A 17,552-nucleotide genomic window follows, 5' to 3' on the forward strand; every position below is an offset into this window, starting at 1 on the left:
TTATTTCTCCGTTAATTTAACAGATCTAATGGAGCATAAACTCTAACTTCTAGTTCAATTAGATCTTGAGTTACTTCATCATACACTTGGATTTTATGTAATCCAGCTACATTTCCAGCTTCAACCTTTAATATACTACTATCTTTGTGTAAATTCAAATAGTCGTTAGGTTCTAGTTGCCATTTACCGCTGCCACCAATAATCATAAAATTAGTTTTATCATTTATAGGGATATTACGAATACTAGGAGATGCTTCTAATGGACGTAGCACATTAATATTTACTTGTATAGTTTGACCAGCGCGATCAAAAAAGCGTACATAATCTTGCATATAGCGTCGCGGGGCACGATAAATAAAGACATTTTCATCTTTACTTCTTCTTACATCACCAGTTTTACTTTGCCAAAAAATAGGTGTTAAACCACCTGTTACTGTAAAGTAGTGAGTTTGATGAGGTTTACTCCAAATTTCTTTGGGCGTGACTGTTAATGCTTGAGCAGAAGTTGTGGAACAAAATAAGATTAATATTAATAATGAAATTATGTTATTCATAGTTTTTTTTTATAAAGGAATGATAGGTAAAAAAAAAGCAGAATCAAGTATTCAGAGGAACATCTTCCCTAAACCTCAACTCTGCTATTTAAGTTATCCTCTCCATTAGGAGAGGATAATAGTAATACTAAATACTTTCAACTATCAGACCTGTCAGGTTTTCAAAACCTGACAGGTCTTTAGACCAAAAGTATTGTTATTGTTGAATACCAACTTGATTCACAATAATGTTAGCTTCAACGTGCATATATAATTGGCGTTTATCAATAGTGACACCATTTAATGCTTGACCATTAAAGTAGTGTTCTATTGCTAACTCTGCTTCTTCATCAGAAATGATGCCATCACCATTTAAATCACCGGGCAAACTACCTACAACAATAATGGCTTGTGTACTATCACCATTTTGATCACGGCAAATAACTTTATATTGAGTACCTAGTTCTACATCAGTACGTGGGCGTACTACAATATAGTCATCACCTTTCTGAAGTTCTTGTAGATCGGCAAGTGCCCAATCGCATTTACCAGCACCACCTAATTGAGTGAAACGTACAGCCACAGATTCGCCCTTATACACTGGATGTGATATAGGTGAAATCATTAAAGGTTGGAACACAGTCACAGTAGCTTTGCCTTCCAGACCATTTACATCTTCCACCACTACTTCATAAGTACCAGCAGTTTCAGGTGCTGTTATATTAACAATCTCAGTTGTGATATAATTATCATCTTCACCTTCTCTGATAGGATTACCATTAAAAGTCCATACATAAGGTGCTGCACCTCGATTAACCATTAAGGTACGAGTTTCACCCGGTGACATTGTGATTATTGATGGTGAAATAGTAGGCGTAGAGGGTTCTACAACAGCCTGAATCACAACTTTTTGATCTGAACTATCAGTTACTGTTATATCATAAGTACCAACACGTTTTGGAGAAGTATAAGTTCCTTTACCGGTATCCTTATCAATTTTTACTTCACCGCTTGCTGCCTCTGCAAAGTAGCCACCAGTACCACCTATAACACTAAAAGTAGTTTTAGCATTTCTATCTAAATAGATAGTTTTTTTACTGGCTTTCAATCCTACTTCAACAAAAACGCTGACTGTTACTGATTGACCTGAATTATCACTAAATGTAATTGTAACATTTTCATCAGCATTCATTTGAGCTGAACTAAATGTAAAGTCTCCAGTTTCGCTAGTAGGGTTTATTGTACCTTTTTCACTCACAGCAGTATAAGGTCCTACACCACTAACTACACGAAAAGTGGTAGTTTCATTACGTTTCATATAACGCACATTAGGTGTTACTTGAAGAGGTTGTGTTACATATACTTTAACTTCAATCTTATTATCCTTACGATCACGGATATTAATTACATCTTCACCCATTATATTAGGTGCAGTATAATAATTATAACCAGCATCCTCAGTACGTACATCTTTCATTTCACCTTTACCAGCTTGCCATTCAAAGGCAGGTACACCACCAGTTACAGCAACACGTTTAGTTGCTCCCGGTTTCAAGTAAATCTCCTGTTTAGTAGCACGTAGTGGTATATCTACATATATAATAGCCTGATATTTTTTACCTTCATTATCAGTAACTGTTACAGTAACTGTTTCAGAGACTTGAGGTGCTTCATAAGTAACACGATTACCACTTGTAGTTACCTTACCTGCTGTTGTATTCCATTGATAAGGTGCTGTACCACCAACTACATCAAATGCTACTGTACCACCTTTATCTAACCAAGCAAATGCAGGACTAATCACAGGTATATTCTTAACTTCAACAGTAACTGAGGCTTGATTGCCATTAGCATCTTTAGCAGTAACTACATAAGTACCTAAACCTGATGGTGCGGTATAATTACCTTTATCATCAATTTTACCTTGTGTAACAATCCATTCAATTGTACCACTACCACCAAATACCGTAAATTGTTTAGTACCATTAGGTGACAATATTGCTTTTTCAGGTGTAATCACCATAGTGCCACTGACTTTGATCTTAACTTGACCAGTAACACCTTGATTATCTGAAACAATTAAACTAACTTCACCAGCACTACTACCAGCAGTAAAGCGCACACTGTCGCCAGTATTACTATCTAAGAATCCTTCACCTATTACATTCCAACTATAAGGTGATTCGCCACCAGTAACACTAAAGCTGCTACTACCACCAGCACTAACTTGAGCTTCAGTAGGAGTTACAATTAATTTAGAACCTACTATAACAGTAGCTTCTACGCTACGACCACTCTTATAGTCTATTGCTGTAATAGTATAGCTACCGCCGCTTGGAGGTGCAGTGAAAGTACCATTACTATCAATAAAACCACCAGATGCACTCCAGCTTATACCACCTATATTATTAGCAATTGTAAAAGTTTGTGTATCGCTGGGATTTATAGTTACTTGTTTTGGTGTAATGGATAAAACACCTACTGTTGATAACACATTAACATTAACTGTTGCAGTATTGCCTTTATCATCCGCTACTGTAACTTCATCAGTACCAGCTAAGTTTGGTGCTGTATAAGTTATACTAGCACCTTTATTAGGTGAAACAGTACCATTTTTAACAGTCCAAGTATAATTTCCACTACCACCTTGTGCAGTAAAGGTTTTAGTTTGTCCAACTTGCACCGCAGCAACAGATGGAGTTACCCGTACACCGAGTACACCTGTAGTACCAATTACTTGAACACTTACTGTTGCTTCGTTACCAGCAGTATCTCTAATTGTAATAGTATCTGCGCCTATAGAATTTGGTGCAGTATAAGTAACATTTCCACCAGTGCTAGGAGATAAAGTACCTTTTGTAGCACTCCAAGTATAACTACCATTACCACCAGTTGCTGTTAATGTTGTAGTACTATTAACATCTACACTTATAGTAGATGGTGTTACTATAATACCTTCTGCAACTTGTACACATAGTTTTGCAATTGCACCACTGGCATCATGTACAGTAACTTCATAAAGTCCGATATTTGACTCAGGTGTAAAGCTAATTTTGCTGCCACTAGTAGAAGATAAGCTACCAAAGTTAGCTTCCCATTTATAAGGAGCTGTACCACTAACAATTTCAAAATCAGCAATTTCATTACGTTGAATACGAGCGCAATGTGGTGTTACTATTAAAGGAGTACCAGAATTTAGAATAAGTGAAGCTGAAGCTCCGCTGCCATCTTTTACTAAGATATGATAAGTTCCCGGTACGCTAGCAGCTTTATATTTAACTGTATTTGCTGTTGGATTATCAACATCTCCACCAATTGTAGTCCATTGATAAGAACCATCACCACCAGATATTGTAAACTCTGTTTCAGAATCAGGTTGAATTGTTACATTTGGACCGTTAGGACTAATTTTTAATTGCCCGTTATTGGTAAAAGAAACAGTTTGAGTACGTCCAGCAGCATCTGTCAGTGTTGCTTTAATTGTTGCAGGATCAGCACCTAAAGTTATTTCAACATTTTCATTGTTATTACCAGAAGCTTGGAATGTAGCACCATCAACTTGCCATTCATAAGGTTCTTCACCACCAATCCCGTTTAAAGAAATATTAGTAGATGGTGTAAATTTCTGACCATTTACTGGTGGATCAATTGTTAATGCAGGTAACACTTTAAGAATTACAGTAGCGGTAAAACCTTTTTTATCTTTAACACTAAGTTTCTCTAAACCTGTTAAAGTTGGTGTATAACTGGTTTTATCACCCAAAGTGGTTGATAAAGTACCATCTAATGCAGACCATTCATAAGTACCATAACCACCAGTTACTACAAATTCCACTGGGCTATCACCAACTGCCATAATAGAAGATGCTGGCGTTACTGCTAAAGGCGAAATAGGTTGCAGAACTTCAAAGCAAGTTTCTGTAGATTGTACATTAGTTGTTGGATTACTAGCTTTTACAGAATAGCAAACCTTATCACCCGGATTTGCTGCTGCAATTTTAGCTACGTAAATATTAGAATTACTCAACATTTGCGCATTCGTACCAGTAATTGATTGTGTCATGGCGATTGTTGCACCATTGGAAACTAATTCAACTTGTCCACCATTAGAAACATCCAAACCAACTACAATTGCATGTACTGAGAAAGGTCCAACATCTGTAGTATCTGTATGTTTAGTAACATCTACAATAGTTACAGGAATAGCATTAACAGTCAAAGTTTTAAGTTGATTGCTAACATTACTGTTTGCATCTTGTGCTACAACATCTAATTCAAGTCCTTTAAATCCTGCAACAGCAGCCGGTATAGTAGCTGTAAATGTACCACCACTTTCAGACATAGCTATATGTTGCCAAGTAGCATCACCTACTTCACGATATTTTAAGGTAACAACTAAACTAGCACTACCATTATCATCACTAATATCTACACTAATATTTACATCTTGTTGATAATCATAATTATTAGAACTTATAGTACCTATAACTGGTGGAGTATCAGAAGCACAAATTCTCCATTTACCACCCGGTGTATTACCTGAGTTAGCAGGAACAGTAGTATTGCGTCCCTCATTATCTAATGCTTGAACTGCGAAAGCAAAACATTGATTTTGATTAAGAGTACCTGAATAAGTGTGACCATAAATATTATTACCCAGAGCAGTCATGGCATTAGTACCATTATTACTTGGGTCATCCCATAAAATATTTACCTGACTAATACTACCATCTGGATCAGTAACTTGAGCTTCAATATTGATTGTAACAGCACCGGGAGTGACACCATTATTGATTAAATCAGTGAGTGATTGAGGAGGAGAAACAACTGGATTAGCTCCAATTTTAAATGGTTCTTTATCTTCACCAACTGGATCATTAGTACTAGGTGTAACATGTAAGAAATGTTGACCGGGACCAACATTAGTCAATAGTGAAACACTATAAGTATTGATAATAGAATTGGCAATACTATTTAGAATGCTATTAAAGTTATCACGAGCGTTGAATAACTTACCACCAGTTTCATTAACTGCTTTCACAACATTACCTAAATGAGTATAAGAAATACCATATACTTTAGAGGCATTATTTTTTACTATTGGTAAAGCTGTGTTTATATTATATTTACTACGATCACCATTTTCATCAGTAATTAGAATGGTAATTCGTTCAGCACCAGAACGATATGGATATTGAGAAGCATATACAAGACAATCAAACCATTCTTCAAAACCTCCGCTAGCACGTAAGCTTTTAAATTCATTTATAAAACCTTGTGAATTGGAATAAAAATTACCATTATTACGTTTACGAAGTTGAGGCGATCCACCTTGACCAAATGTAATCAAACCAAGCCGTACATCAAAGTTTTTACTGGATAATTGGTTGACAAAACTCTGAGTATTATTTTTGACTGAATTAATTTCGCCACTCATACTACCAGAAATATCCATGCAGAACACAATATCTGCCATCTTATTGGTATTCTGCTGATTAGGTGGTACAACAGTAGCTTGTACTGGATTTCCATCCACTTTAACAGTAAATGCTGAAGATCCTAAAGCATTTGAAGCTGCATTGTTGTTGTATAGTTTGAAATTGCCCTGAACTATAGCAGAACCATTAGGGTTATCTACAACTTGTATTCCCGGTTCGACATCAGTATTATACCCTTTAAAGCTTGGCGAACCGGCAATTGTCAAGCTAGGTATTAATAATAGGCTTAACCAAAGCCATAATATATTTTTTCGTTTCATAATCATATTCCTTTTATTTTAATACCACAAAAATTTCATCTATTAACTTAAAATCCAATTGACCGGGTGTAGTTAAAGCAGCAGTGAGTTTGTATCTACCAGCTATATTTTCAAACTTCAATCTTGGAAGAAGTGTTATAATTTTCTTCTGAAGATTTAAAGTTTCTATATCGATATTAGCACGTAATTTTTGAGGTGACTGATCGTTTCGAAGTACCCATTGACCATCTTTATTAACAGTTAATGTAGCACCGTCTAATACGCCACCTTCTATCCATATATAAGCGTCATATACACCATCGCCATTTAAGACAACTTTGATACCAATCTCTTCACCAGATTGAACATTAGTATCATTAACCAACACAATAATATTGCCAGCCGCAGCCGCTATCCCACAGGATAAAGACAAACTTGCAGCAACCCCCAAGCCTAACAGGCTTTTTGATATTTTATTCATGCACGTACTCCAATTTTAATAATATTGAAATTATTTTCCCTAACAACCTAAAATCCATGTGCCATATATAATACTCGGTATTATTTTTTATGTCAAGATTTATTTTTGCGTAAACTTATTAGTGTTTTTTTTAAAAAAAACATCATGCTATATAATATAGAATGCAACAATGAGGAACAAGGTCAGGGCAAAATTGAATTTTTTTTGAAATATTTTAAATTATTGAAATAAGTATTTGAAAACAATATATAATTAACTAGTTGGGCTTACGAAAGTAAGCCCAACGCGAATCATGATGGAAATATAAAGTTGAATTTAGTACAACGAATTAAGAAATAAACGAATTGTGAAGTTTTATTAGTTTATCCACGTAATTCGCTGTACTTAATTTAACAAGTTTTTATGAACCTATCCCACTAATTAATAGTGGGATAGGTTAATGTATCAAGCTAATTTTTTTGATAAATCTCCCTTCAACTCATAAATCATATCCAAAGCCTCTCTTGGAGACATATCATCTGGTGACAAATCATATAACTTGCTTATTACTGGATTAGTATTTGTTTGTTTACTTTCTAATTGCTGAAGCCGAAGTTGGGCTTGTTTTACTATATGTTCTGGCACTCCAGCCAATAAGGCTACTTGTAAACCATAACTTTTATTTGCCGCTCCTTCTTTTACAGTGTGCATAAATCTTAAAGTATCATCTTGTTCTATCGCTTCTAAACATACATTATGTATTCTGTTAAATTTTTCTGGTAAGCGCGTTAGTTCAAAATAATGTGTCGCAAACAGAGTATATGCTCCAATGGTATTTGCCAAATATTCAACACACGCCCAAGCCAAGGATAAACCATCAAATGTACTAGTGCCACGCCCAATTTCATCCATCAATATCAAGCTATTACGAGTTGCATTATGCAATATGTTGGCTGTTTCTGTCATTTCCACCATAAAAGTAGAACGCCCACCTGCCAAATCATCATGCGCCGCTGTTCATCTAAGCGTCTATAATTTCAATGCCTTCATTATTAGAAAATTCTGGTGGATATAATTTTAAAGTATTAGCCCGTTCAGCAAAATTATTTAGCACATCCCTAAAAGACGCGCCGCTTGAATAGCATCATCAAAAAAGAACTCATAAAAATCACCCATCCGATAAAACAACAACATATCGGGATATTCATCTTTTAATTCCAAATAATGCTGCATAGCGGGGGAATGTTTAGTTTTAATTAATATTTTTTTAAGTATATTATAAAATATTAAAATTCAATTAAGTGTATGTGTTTATATAAACTAAATTGTAGATCTAGTGTATAATACAATAAAACAGAATATACATTTACTTAAAAGTTTAAACCAAGGAACCACAAATGTTTCAAAACCCACATCAAATCATCAGTAAAATTGAAAATGGAGTGATTCCCATTGAGTTACGCCCATCAAATATTATTGGTACAGTTCAAGATGATCCTTTTGATTCTATGATTGCACAAAAATTATCAACAGCATTTTCTGAGCTTGAAATAACTAGTTCAGGCAAACTAACCACTCCTGATATTATCTTGCGCGATAAGCAAACTGGGGTAATAGTTGGTATTGAGGTTAAGAAACTAATTCAGAAAAAGAGTGGTGCTGATTCTCGTGGTTTAACAATAGATTACAATAGTAGTTTACCCTGTGGCACTACTTTGATTAAGATGAGTTCTGCTACTGTTGATATTCCTTGTTATTATCTCTTTTGCTTATTAAGTATTGATAGCACCAGTATTGTCACATTTATTTTGATACATGGTGATTTTATAAACTACGATTTTAATCTACACAAAAAGGCTAAAATTTCTAACTACACAGAATATGGTCATGGTCCATATGGTGAAGGTTCCGTGCGTCACCGTGCAATGTACACTTATCCCAATCCACTTAATTACAAGCTGAAGTGTTTCCATACAAGGAAAGTTTTTGTCGCTAAGAAAATAGATATTGATAATCTTCAATTGACTGAATATGTAACTCATGAAGTAGAACGTTGCGATATTTATGAAAATAACTTTTTGTATTCAATTGTTGATAAGGCAAAACAGGATAAATCTCAGCAACCAGAACTTATCAAAGATATTTTCGCTGACTGCAAAAAACGTACTGCAAAGCCCCGAACCCCTTCAATGCCTATCTTGAGTGAGTAATGATTAGTGAAACGTGCCATCGAATTAGATTTTCCATTTGAAATGATAGATGAAATTGCGGAACTCGAAAGTTATCGCAAAGAAATTAATCGTCCTATTTATTATATACATAAATGGTGGGCAAAACGCTTAGGAAGTGTCTTTCGTGCCATAGTTTCAGGTTCCTTGTCTGAAAATTGTTGGTCTAATTTTCACGAACAGCAAAACTATGCCGGCAAAGTAGTTCTTGATCCATTCATGGGATCTGGTACAACTCTTGGTGAATCGATTAAGCTAGGAGCAAAGGTAATCGGTTGTGATGTCAACCCAGTTAGCACATTTATAGTTAAACAGGCATTAACATCTGTCAACTTAAATGATCTCGAAACAGAGTTTCAGGCGATTGAAAAAGATGTTAAAAATGAAATTCTATCGTTTTATACTACCAAAGTGCCGGGCGCATCAAAGCACACACCAGCATTATATTATTTTTGGGTAAAAATAGTTACTACGCCAGATGGTGAAGAGATATCTTTGTTTTCAAGTTATGTATTTAGTAAAAATGCTTATCCTAAAAAGAAGCCAGAATCACAAATATTGTGTCCATTATGCGAAAATATTTTTACAGGAAAATACAATAGTATTAATGAACAGTGTCCACAATGTACCCATATTTTTAATCCCCAAATTGGGACTGTTAAAGGTGCTAAGGTATTTGATAAATATGGAAAAGAATATAAAATCAAGGATTTGGTCAACGATAACAATCATGCACCAAATCATAAGCTCTATGCAATTTTGGCACTTAATGAACAAGGTAAAAAGGTTTATATCAAGCCCACTGAATTTGATCATAAATTGTTTAATCGCGCCAAACAGCGGTTTGAAGAATTAAAAAAAGAGTTACCTTTACCAACAATGGCAATTCGTTTTGGATATAACACTAAGCAAGCCAAAGGCTATAATTATCATTATTGGCATGACTTTTTTAATGAACGGCAATTATTATGTTTAGGAATCTTGTTAAAGCGTATCTTAAAAATAGAAAATACAACTATTCGTGATCAATTTGTTTGTTTATTTAGCGGAACCCTTGAATTTAATAATCTGTTTTGTAGCTTCAAAGGCGAAGGTACAGGTGCAGTTCGCCATCTTTTTTCACATCATATTTTAAAGCCAGAACGAACTCCCTTAGAAAATACAGTATGGGGAATTGATGGTAAGAGTAGTGGTAGTTTTAGCACTTTGTTTAAAAGTCGTTTACTAAAAGCAAAGGCATATCTTGATAATCCTTTTGAAATAATGATTGATAACAGCAAAACTAAACGCACTTCAAAAAAGCTGGTTTGTAGCACTCCAATTGATGTTGTGATCACAGATGATTGGAATTCTTTTAAAGCCAAAGACAATAGTGCTTTAGTTTTGAATGGTGACAGTTCAATACTTGATATTCCTGATAGTTCAGTTGATGCAATTGTCACTGATCCACCTTATTTTGACTTTATACATTACAGTGAATTAAGTGATTTTTTTTATGCATGGCTTAGTAAGGCACTTAGTGATGAATATGCTTATCTTTCGCACCCAGATTCATCTCATAAAAATGAGGTTCAGGATAAAGATTATCAGCAGTTTTCGTACAAGATAAGTAAAATATTTGCCGAATGTTTTCGTGTGTTAAAAAGTGAGGGTTTAATGTGCTTTAGCTATCATCATTCAACTATTGAAGGATGGATAGCGATATATAATGCAGTAACTCAAGCGGGATTTAATATCGTCGCAGCACATCCTGTCAAGGCAGAAATGTCTGTATCTACTCCAAAGAGTGCTGCAAAAGAACCAATTAACCTTGATATCATATTGATTTGTAAAAAACAAAATGAATCATCAATTATTAAATATAATAGAATTAACTTGAAAAAAAATATTGAAAAATATATGCAAAGATTTGACTCAATTGGTAGAAATTTAAGTTCAGGTGATAAATTTGTTATTGCTTGTTCACAAGCAATCTCATTCGCATCCTGTAATAATATTACTGAAAAAGAAACAACTGAATTATTACAAAGGATATCAAGTTATTAAATAATATCCAAATCTCCCTTCAACTCATAAATCATATCCAAAGCCTCTCTTGGAGACATATCATCAGGTGACAAATCATATAACTTGCTTATTACTGGATTAGTATTTGTTTGTTTACTTTCTAATTGCTGAAGCCGAAGTTGGGCTTGTTTTACTATATGTTCTGGCACTCCAGCCAATAAGGCTACTTGTAAGCCATAGCTTTTGTTTGCAGCTCCTTCTTTTACAGTGTGCATAAATCTTAAAGTATCATCTTGTTCTATCGCTTCTAAACATACATTATGTATTCTGTTAAATTTTTCTGGTAAGCGCGTTAGTTCAAAATAATGTGTCGCAAACAGAGTATATGCTCCAATGGTATTTGCCAAATATTCTACACATGCCCAAGCCAAGGATAAGCCATCAAAAGTACTAGTGCCACGCCCAATTTCATCCATCAATATCAAGCTATTACGAGTTGCATTATGCAATATATTGGCGGTTTCTGTCATTTCCACCATAAAAGTAGAACGCCCACCTGCCAAATCATCATTTGCACCAATACGGGTAAAAATACCATCTATCGGTCCCAAGATTGCCTGTTGAGCCGGAACAAAACTGCCAATATGAGCCAACAAGACTATTAAAGCAGTTTGACGCATATAAGTACTTTTGCCACCCATATTAGGAGAAGTCAAAATCAACATGCGCCGCTGTTCATCTAAGCGTAAATCATTGGGAATAAAAGCTTGTTCTTGTACAGCTTCAACAACTGGATGTCGCCCTTCTATAATTTCAATGCCTTCATTATTAGAAAATTCTGGTGGATATAACTTTAAACTATTAGCCCGTTCAGCAAAATTATTTAGCACATCCAATTCGGCTAAAGCGGCACTGCTGGCTTGTAATTTTTCTAATGATTTAGCAATTTTTTCTAATAAACACTCATATAAATACTTCTCTCTACTTAATGCTCGCTCCTTCGCGCTTAATACCTTATCCTCAAAAGTTTTTAATTCATCAGTTATATAACGTTCAACCGCTTTTAAGGTTTGACGACGTATATAATTATCAGGTACTTGTTTATTCCTAGCAACTTCTATATAGTAACCATGCACCCTATTAAAACCAACTTTTAATTTAGGGATTCCAGAACGTTCACGTTCGCGCTGTTCTAATTCTATTAAATATTCACCAGCATTTTCACTTAAACTAGATAATTCATCAAATTCTTTATCATATTTAGGCGCAATAACTCCACCATCACGCACCAACATTGGTGGATTTTCAACTATTGCAGACTTTAATAAATCATAAAGCCCCGGAAAAATTCCAATTTGCTTAGCTAGATTTTGTATATTTGGATTATCAATTTTAACTAAAACTATTTGTAAATCAGGTAAATTTGCTAAAGCGGTTCTTAAATTACTTAAATCTCTTGGACGCGCGGATTTTAAAGCAATTCGTGTTAAAATTCGCTCAATATCACCAATAGCCCGTAATTTTTGATATACATTATCAACACTTTGCTGTTCCAACAAACTACCAACACTCTGATGACGCGCTGTTAAAATCTTAATATCTCGTAACGGGCGATGTAACCAGCGACGCAATAAACGCCCACCCATTGGAGTAGCACACTCATCCATAATATTAACCAGAGTATGCTCAGATTTACCAATAATACGACTATCAAGTTCCAAATTGCGCCGACTAGCAACATCTAAAAAAATACTATCTTCGCGCCGCTCCCAATGTAAAGCTTTAAGATGAGGTAAAGCAGACTTCTGGGTTTCACGCACATACTGCAACAAACAACCAGCGGCTCTTAAAGCCACGATCAAATCTTCACAACCAAAACCCACTAAATCTCGTGTAGCAAACTGCTTGGTTAATAAACGTCGCGCCGTATCCAAATCAAAATACCAGTCTGATTGTTGACGTATAGCTAACTGAGGCAAATGTAAGTTGCTATTTTCACTAACTAATAATTCCTTGGGCGACAAACGTTCCAATTCATTATGAAGCAAAGTAAGCCCTTGTAACTCCATAACAGTAAACCGCCCACTAGCCAAATCCAAACTAGCAATACCAATAACATTATCAACAACATGAATAGCCACCAACAAACTTTCCTGACGCTCCTCTAACAAAGCCTCATCAGTAACAGTGCCCGGCGTAATAATACGAGTTACCTTACGCTCAACCAAACCTTTACTAGTAGCAGGATCACCAACCTGCTCACAAATAACAGCCGACTCACCCAAACGAATCAACTTAGCCAAATAATTCTCAACGGCATGAAAAGGGATTCCAGACATAGGAATAGGCTGACCATTCTTTTTACTACGAGAAGTAACAGTAATATCTAAAAGACGCGCCGCTTGAATAGCATCATCAAAAAAGAACTCATAAAAATCGCCCATCCGATAAAACAACAACATATCGGGATATTCATCCTTGAGTTCCAAATAATGCTGCATAGCGGGGGAATGTTTAGTTTTGCTTGACATGGTCTGATTTATAATAATTAAATTATCTTATTATAAACCAATTGAAGTGGTAACACCTTTCAAATAATATTCATCAATATCAATATAAGCCTTATTATTTTCTAGCTTTAACAATTTCCATGTTGTACCAGTTGTTACTATTCCATAGATAATATCTATTGTGTTATTTTCTTGTTTATTAAATTGGTACTTTCCCAAGGATCGCCTTTTGCTGTCATTATTACGCCGCAGCCAAAATATTGACCTTTTTTCCAGCCGGTTGGTATTTCAAATTGGGGTATTGAGAAGTTTTGTTCGCCACTTAGGAAATCTTGCCATTTGTCGGGTTTTAGACCTGACAGGTTTTAAAAACCTGTCAGGTCTTTCGCCTTGGAATAAATTCAAGGTCCCTACGGGATTATTAATGATAAGATTAGTCACCTTAAGGTGACTTTAGAAGTATTTGGGCATGTCAAAATGTTTTTTTAACATCATATTTCCGTCACACCCAAAAATATCATTCTGCAAATCCTAAAATCCTGTAAATTATGATTCAGACACTTATTTATATTTAACCTGATAAACAGTCATAGACTCCTTAATCTGTGGTGCCAGATTAATCGTATCATTTGCTTCCAAAGTATTTTTTAATGCTAGATTAGCCAGTTCTATATCTGTTTTGATATGTTCATGTATTAATATATCAAAATGGTCGGATACATCTTTTTTTGCGCGTTTCTTTTCTTTAACTTCTTGTAAATTATATTTTTGTTCAGCTTCTGCTTGTGCTAATGCAGCGCGTTCTTCTCCGCTAATTGAAATATAAACTCGATAATTTGCCTTAAAAATTCGTTTGCGAGCCATTTCATAAAATTTAGGAAATTCTTTAACTATTGTTTGCCCTTTCTTCAATAATTTTTGTACTAGTTTGGCAAACTTATCATCTGCTACATCCATTTCAGCCGCTATTTGTTGACAGTTAAAAGGAGTCATTAAATGAGTCATTAATAATTGGGTTAGAATTTTGCGAGTATCTTGTCTAACTATGATTTGTGAACCGATAAAAACAGTATTTTGCATATACAGTTGATCAAAACTGAAAAACTTGCCTTTTTCTGCTAGTGCTATATCTAATAATTTTATAAAGCCTTGAGTCACATCCAGCGGATTGGCAACATAAGTACGAGCTATATCTAATAATTGCGCCCATGCTTCTATAATTGCTCTTTGAAATAAGGCATATTGTAAGATTGTAGAAACTTGTTTTTCTTTTTTTAGCTTAATATCGCTTTCAAAGTTTCTATATACTAAACGCGCACTTTCAAATGATTTACCTTCATTAATTGGCATATAATCTAAAATTTGATTCAGCACTTGCCGTGCTTCAATAGCCTCTGCTTGCTCACTAGCGGCTAATTTTTTTAGTTTCATTAAAGCTTTATTAAAAATATCAAGAGCGGTTTTAAATTCATTACTTTCAAAAAATATCTTCTCTAAACAAGGAATTAAATATTTATCAACTTGATTGTCAAGAATGTTTTTTTGAGTAATAGAAAACTTATTCCATTGAACCAGAGGATAATCCAACATGATTTCATCATCATCTTCTCCATTTGGATAAAGTTCATCTTTGACGCTATCAAGATTTAACAGATATTTGGTCAATAATTTACGATTACTAAAACTATCATCTAATGCCTTATTTATAATGCCAATATTGCTTAGAGAATAAGAGCGAGCTATTTTAGTACAGTCTTTTTTAGATTTACTATTCCATTCAATAACAGCTAAACCTTCTATACTGCGTTTATTCAGAATAAAATCACAAAATTTACGACAAGCAATACTAGCAATAGTGTCATCAGATAATAAAATATTAAAATGCCCACCAACTTGTTTAGCAGTATTATTAACATCCACAAATAGATGTCGAAACACTTCCGGTACAGTTGGAATCCGATAAGGAGCAGATTCTTGATTTTTTTTAGCGGTAGCATTAGGAGCAAATAAAATACAAACTGGAACTCCCATATTTTCTAGCAATTCAGGATAATTTGCATAAACTTTTTTTAAGGTAAAAAGTCGATGTTGCCCATCAATAACAACTAATTTGCCACCATATTCATTACCTTTAGCAATTCTGATTTCTAATTTTACTGGTTCTGATTGAACACTTATAGTTTCTGAAAGTTTATAAGCATGTGGATTATTGCTGATAAAATAAGTCAGTTGAAATAAACCTTTCCATTCTCTAATAATATGCTTATCGTCATCAGGTATGATTTGTTCATCGGTATAATAAGCATCCATAGTTTTGCCCTTACTAGGTACAATAGCGGCAAGTAATGGCGGAAAGAAAACTGAGCGTGCGCGAATTTCAGTAGCTGTTAATTTATTCATGTCTGGATTTAAATAAGGTTCCATTTCGAGACGAATTCTTTCTTCATCAATATCGCGCTGCATCAATAATTCAAAATCAATTTTTTCTGGATGAATATCTCTAGCAAAACTTAATTCAGACAATTCAGCGGCGGAAAAAGTGGTCATAATATATTCAATAGGAAAAGATGCGCCGCTATAAAACCTACCAAAACTACCAATGCGTTCAAAATTATAAATCTGTTCCTCACCAAAGTTTTCTAATGACATATTTAATTCTAGCTGATAAAAATGTGAGTCAAGAGTTTATCATATGATAGGCTATAAGATTTTTAATCTAGGTATGTTTGTATGAGTTTCAAAGAATTATCAAAAGAACAACAAATTATGGTATCGATGCGTAAGACATTAAGTAGCATTATCCGAGAAATTACACCTGAACCCGGTACGGTATATCCTTTAACTGAAGAAACAGTGAAAGATATACGCATGTGTTTAGCCTTAATAACAGCACGTGAACAAGAATTAGGGGCAGAAAAAGGGCTGACAAAAGAACGCCCATACTTTAGTGATGAAGAACCTAAAGTAGTACCAATCACTCCATTTCTGCGTCGTTAATTGTGCAGAAAGGCTTTAGTTTAATTGAAGTAGTAGTAGTATTGTTTGTTATAAGTTTATTAACGACTAATGTATTAACATTGATTTCTGCACAAAGACAATGGCAAAAGATTCAAGATACCAAAACTACTTTAATTGAAATTGAAGACGCAGTATTAGGTTTTGCTGCGATTCATGGCTATTTGCCCTATCCTGCCTCAAACCCAGAAACTGGAATACAAGATAAAAACTTGAATGGTAAAGAGGCTTATTTAGCTTGGGCAGATTTAGGAGTAAATAGCTATGATCAATGGGGTAATTATTTTCGTTATCGAGTAGAAACCGAATATTCTGAAAAATCATTTGATTTTAAAAAAATTTTCGGCATAATAGGTAGTGGCAGTGGATTAAGAATTAGAGATAAACAAGGCAATTATTTAACGGTAAAATCTGGAGATTCTCGTGTTGCTGCTATAATTTTTTCAGTTGGTAGTAATGGAATTGCAGATGATGATAATTCCAATCTTTTAAAAAAAACTTATGTATATGACCAATATCAGAAAAATTCGTTTGATGATATTTTAATATATTTATCCAGAAATATTTTAATTAAATATTTACATATTTATTATGAAATATAAATTATATAAAGTTGGCATAACATTAATATTGTTAAGTGTATTAACTGCTTGTGCCAATATGCCTTTACAACCACAATCCCCAAAAGTTCGTTTAACAGATTTTAGAATCATGAAATTAGGTTTTACCGAGCAAAGTTATAAACTTAAATTAACTTTAAACAACCCCAATCCTTTTCCATTACCATTAATCGGTATGGATTATAAATTACTGTTAAATGATAAGGAATTTACGCAAGGCTCGACTAATCAGCCTCTTACAATTGCAGCATTAGGTGAACAAGTGATTGAAATTAATGTCATAAGTAACTTAATGAAAATTATTGGAGAATGGCACGATATAAGCTCTATTTTCAATCGTAAGTTGGATTATCGTTTATTAGGTAGTATGAATATAGTTAATTCGGCATTGCAAATCCCTTTTGAATATCGTGGTGATATTCCTATTAGTAACGGAAAATAA

The 17,552-nt window shown here is 34.3% G+C and carries 12 protein-coding genes and 1 pseudogene; 5 read left to right on the forward strand and 8 right to left on the reverse strand.

Annotated elements, in window-relative coordinates:
- Window positions 1–11: 11 nt before the first annotated feature.
- The 5 genes and pseudogenes from BHU68_RS01945 to BHU68_RS16220 all read right to left on the reverse strand — a co-directional run bounded on the left by BHU68_RS01945 (window position 12) and on the right by BHU68_RS16220 (window position 7,963).
- A complete protein-coding gene (locus tag BHU68_RS01945; protein ID WP_069469763.1) occupies window positions 12–554 on the reverse strand; it encodes a hypothetical protein in 543 nt (180 codons plus the stop codon).
- Between the two features lie 196 nt (window positions 555–750).
- On the reverse strand, window positions 751–6,291 hold the full coding sequence (locus BHU68_RS01950; RefSeq protein ID WP_069469764.1) for a vWA domain-containing protein: 5,541 nt from the start codon (window positions 6,289–6,291) through the stop codon (window positions 751–753).
- A 13-nt stretch (window positions 6,292–6,304) separates the two neighbouring features.
- Window positions 6,305–6,751 carry a hypothetical protein gene (locus BHU68_RS01955; protein ID WP_069469765.1) on the reverse strand — a complete coding sequence of 149 codons (447 nt, stop codon included), beginning with the start codon at window positions 6,749–6,751 and terminating at the stop codon, window positions 6,305–6,307.
- A gap of 444 nt (window positions 6,752–7,195) precedes the next feature.
- A pseudogene (locus tag BHU68_RS01960) lies at window positions 7,196–7,741 on the reverse strand (MutS-related protein); the annotation flags it as partial.
- 96 nt (window positions 7,742–7,837) lie between these two features.
- Window positions 7,838–7,963 (reverse strand): hypothetical protein, encoded by a 126-nt coding sequence (locus tag BHU68_RS16220; protein WP_083234920.1) that lies wholly within the window; start codon window positions 7,961–7,963, stop codon window positions 7,838–7,840.
- Window positions 7,964–8,127: 164 nt separating this feature from the next.
- On the opposite strand from BHU68_RS16220, the gene BHU68_RS01965 reads away from it, so the two are divergent.
- Entirely contained in the window at window positions 8,128–8,940 is an 813-nt protein-coding gene (locus BHU68_RS01965; RefSeq protein WP_069469767.1) for a hypothetical protein, read from the forward strand.
- A gap of 6 nt (window positions 8,941–8,946) precedes the next feature.
- Window positions 8,947–11,004: a DNA methyltransferase gene (locus tag BHU68_RS01970; RefSeq protein WP_069469768.1), complete on the forward strand. Its 2,058-nt coding sequence runs from the start codon at window positions 8,947–8,949 to the stop codon at window positions 11,002–11,004.
- Here the strand turns inward: BHU68_RS01970 and mutS are convergent.
- The 3 genes from mutS to BHU68_RS01980 all read right to left on the reverse strand — a co-directional run bounded on the left by mutS (window position 11,001) and on the right by BHU68_RS01980 (window position 16,124).
- Entirely contained in the window at window positions 11,001–13,496 is a 2,496-nt protein-coding gene (gene mutS / locus BHU68_RS01975) for a DNA mismatch repair protein MutS (protein WP_069469769.1), read from the reverse strand. The two genes, BHU68_RS01970 and mutS, sit on opposite strands and share 4 nt — an antisense overlap.
- A gap of 30 nt (window positions 13,497–13,526) precedes the next feature.
- Window positions 13,527–13,694 (reverse strand): hypothetical protein, encoded by a 168-nt coding sequence (locus BHU68_RS17050; RefSeq protein ID WP_171899599.1) that lies wholly within the window; start codon window positions 13,692–13,694, stop codon window positions 13,527–13,529.
- Window positions 13,695–14,036: 342 nt separating this feature from the next.
- Complete coding sequence (locus tag BHU68_RS01980) at window positions 14,037–16,124, reverse strand: DNA sulfur modification protein DndB (RefSeq protein ID WP_069469770.1); 2,088 nt, start codon at window positions 16,122–16,124, stop codon at window positions 14,037–14,039.
- Window positions 16,125–16,205: 81 nt separating this feature from the next.
- On the opposite strand from BHU68_RS01980, the gene BHU68_RS01985 reads away from it, so the two are divergent.
- The 3 genes from BHU68_RS01985 to BHU68_RS01995 are packed head-to-tail and all read left to right on the forward strand — an operon-like array spanning window position 16,206 to window position 17,552.
- Entirely contained in the window at window positions 16,206–16,472 is a 267-nt protein-coding gene (locus BHU68_RS01985; protein WP_069469771.1) for a segregation and condensation protein A, read from the forward strand.
- Window positions 16,473–16,474: 2 nt separating this feature from the next.
- Entirely contained in the window at window positions 16,475–17,092 is a 618-nt protein-coding gene (locus BHU68_RS01990) for a type II secretion system protein (RefSeq protein ID WP_069469772.1), read from the forward strand.
- The gene (locus BHU68_RS01995) at window positions 17,082–17,552 is read left to right on the forward strand and encodes an LEA type 2 family protein (protein WP_069469773.1); all 471 of its coding nucleotides are present in this window, start codon (window positions 17,082–17,084) and stop codon (window positions 17,550–17,552) included. Before BHU68_RS01990 ends, BHU68_RS01995 begins: the two co-directional genes overlap by 11 nt.

Source organism: Candidatus Marithrix sp. Canyon 246, from assembly GCF_001723685.1.
Classification (GTDB): domain Bacteria; phylum Pseudomonadota; class Gammaproteobacteria; order Beggiatoales; family Beggiatoaceae; genus Marithrix.

Bases quoted from the DNA above. Each gene is read 5' to 3' on its own strand.
- BHU68_RS01945 (WP_069469763.1), bottom strand. From the start codon at position 554: ATGAATAACATAATTTCATTATTAATATTAATCTTATTTTGTTCCACA.
- BHU68_RS01950 (WP_069469764.1), bottom strand. From the start codon at position 6,291: ATGAAACGAAAAAATATATTATGGCTTTGGTTAAGCCTATTATTAATA.
- BHU68_RS01955 (WP_069469765.1), bottom strand. From the start codon at position 6,751: ATGAATAAAATATCAAAAAGCCTGTTAGGCTTGGGGGTTGCTGCAAGT.
- BHU68_RS16220 (WP_083234920.1), bottom strand. From the start codon at position 7,963: ATGCAGCATTATTTGGAATTAAAAGATGAATATCCCGATATGTTGTTG.
- BHU68_RS01965 (WP_069469767.1), top strand. From the start codon at position 8,128: ATGTTTCAAAACCCACATCAAATCATCAGTAAAATTGAAAATGGAGTG.
- mutS (WP_069469769.1), bottom strand. From the start codon at position 13,496: ATGTCAAGCAAAACTAAACATTCCCCCGCTATGCAGCATTATTTGGAA.
- BHU68_RS01980 (WP_069469770.1), bottom strand. From the start codon at position 16,124: ATGTCATTAGAAAACTTTGGTGAGGAACAGATTTATAATTTTGAACGC.
- BHU68_RS01985 (WP_069469771.1), top strand. From the start codon at position 16,206: ATGAGTTTCAAAGAATTATCAAAAGAACAACAAATTATGGTATCGATG.
- BHU68_RS01995 (WP_069469773.1), top strand. From the start codon at position 17,082: ATGAAATATAAATTATATAAAGTTGGCATAACATTAATATTGTTAAGT.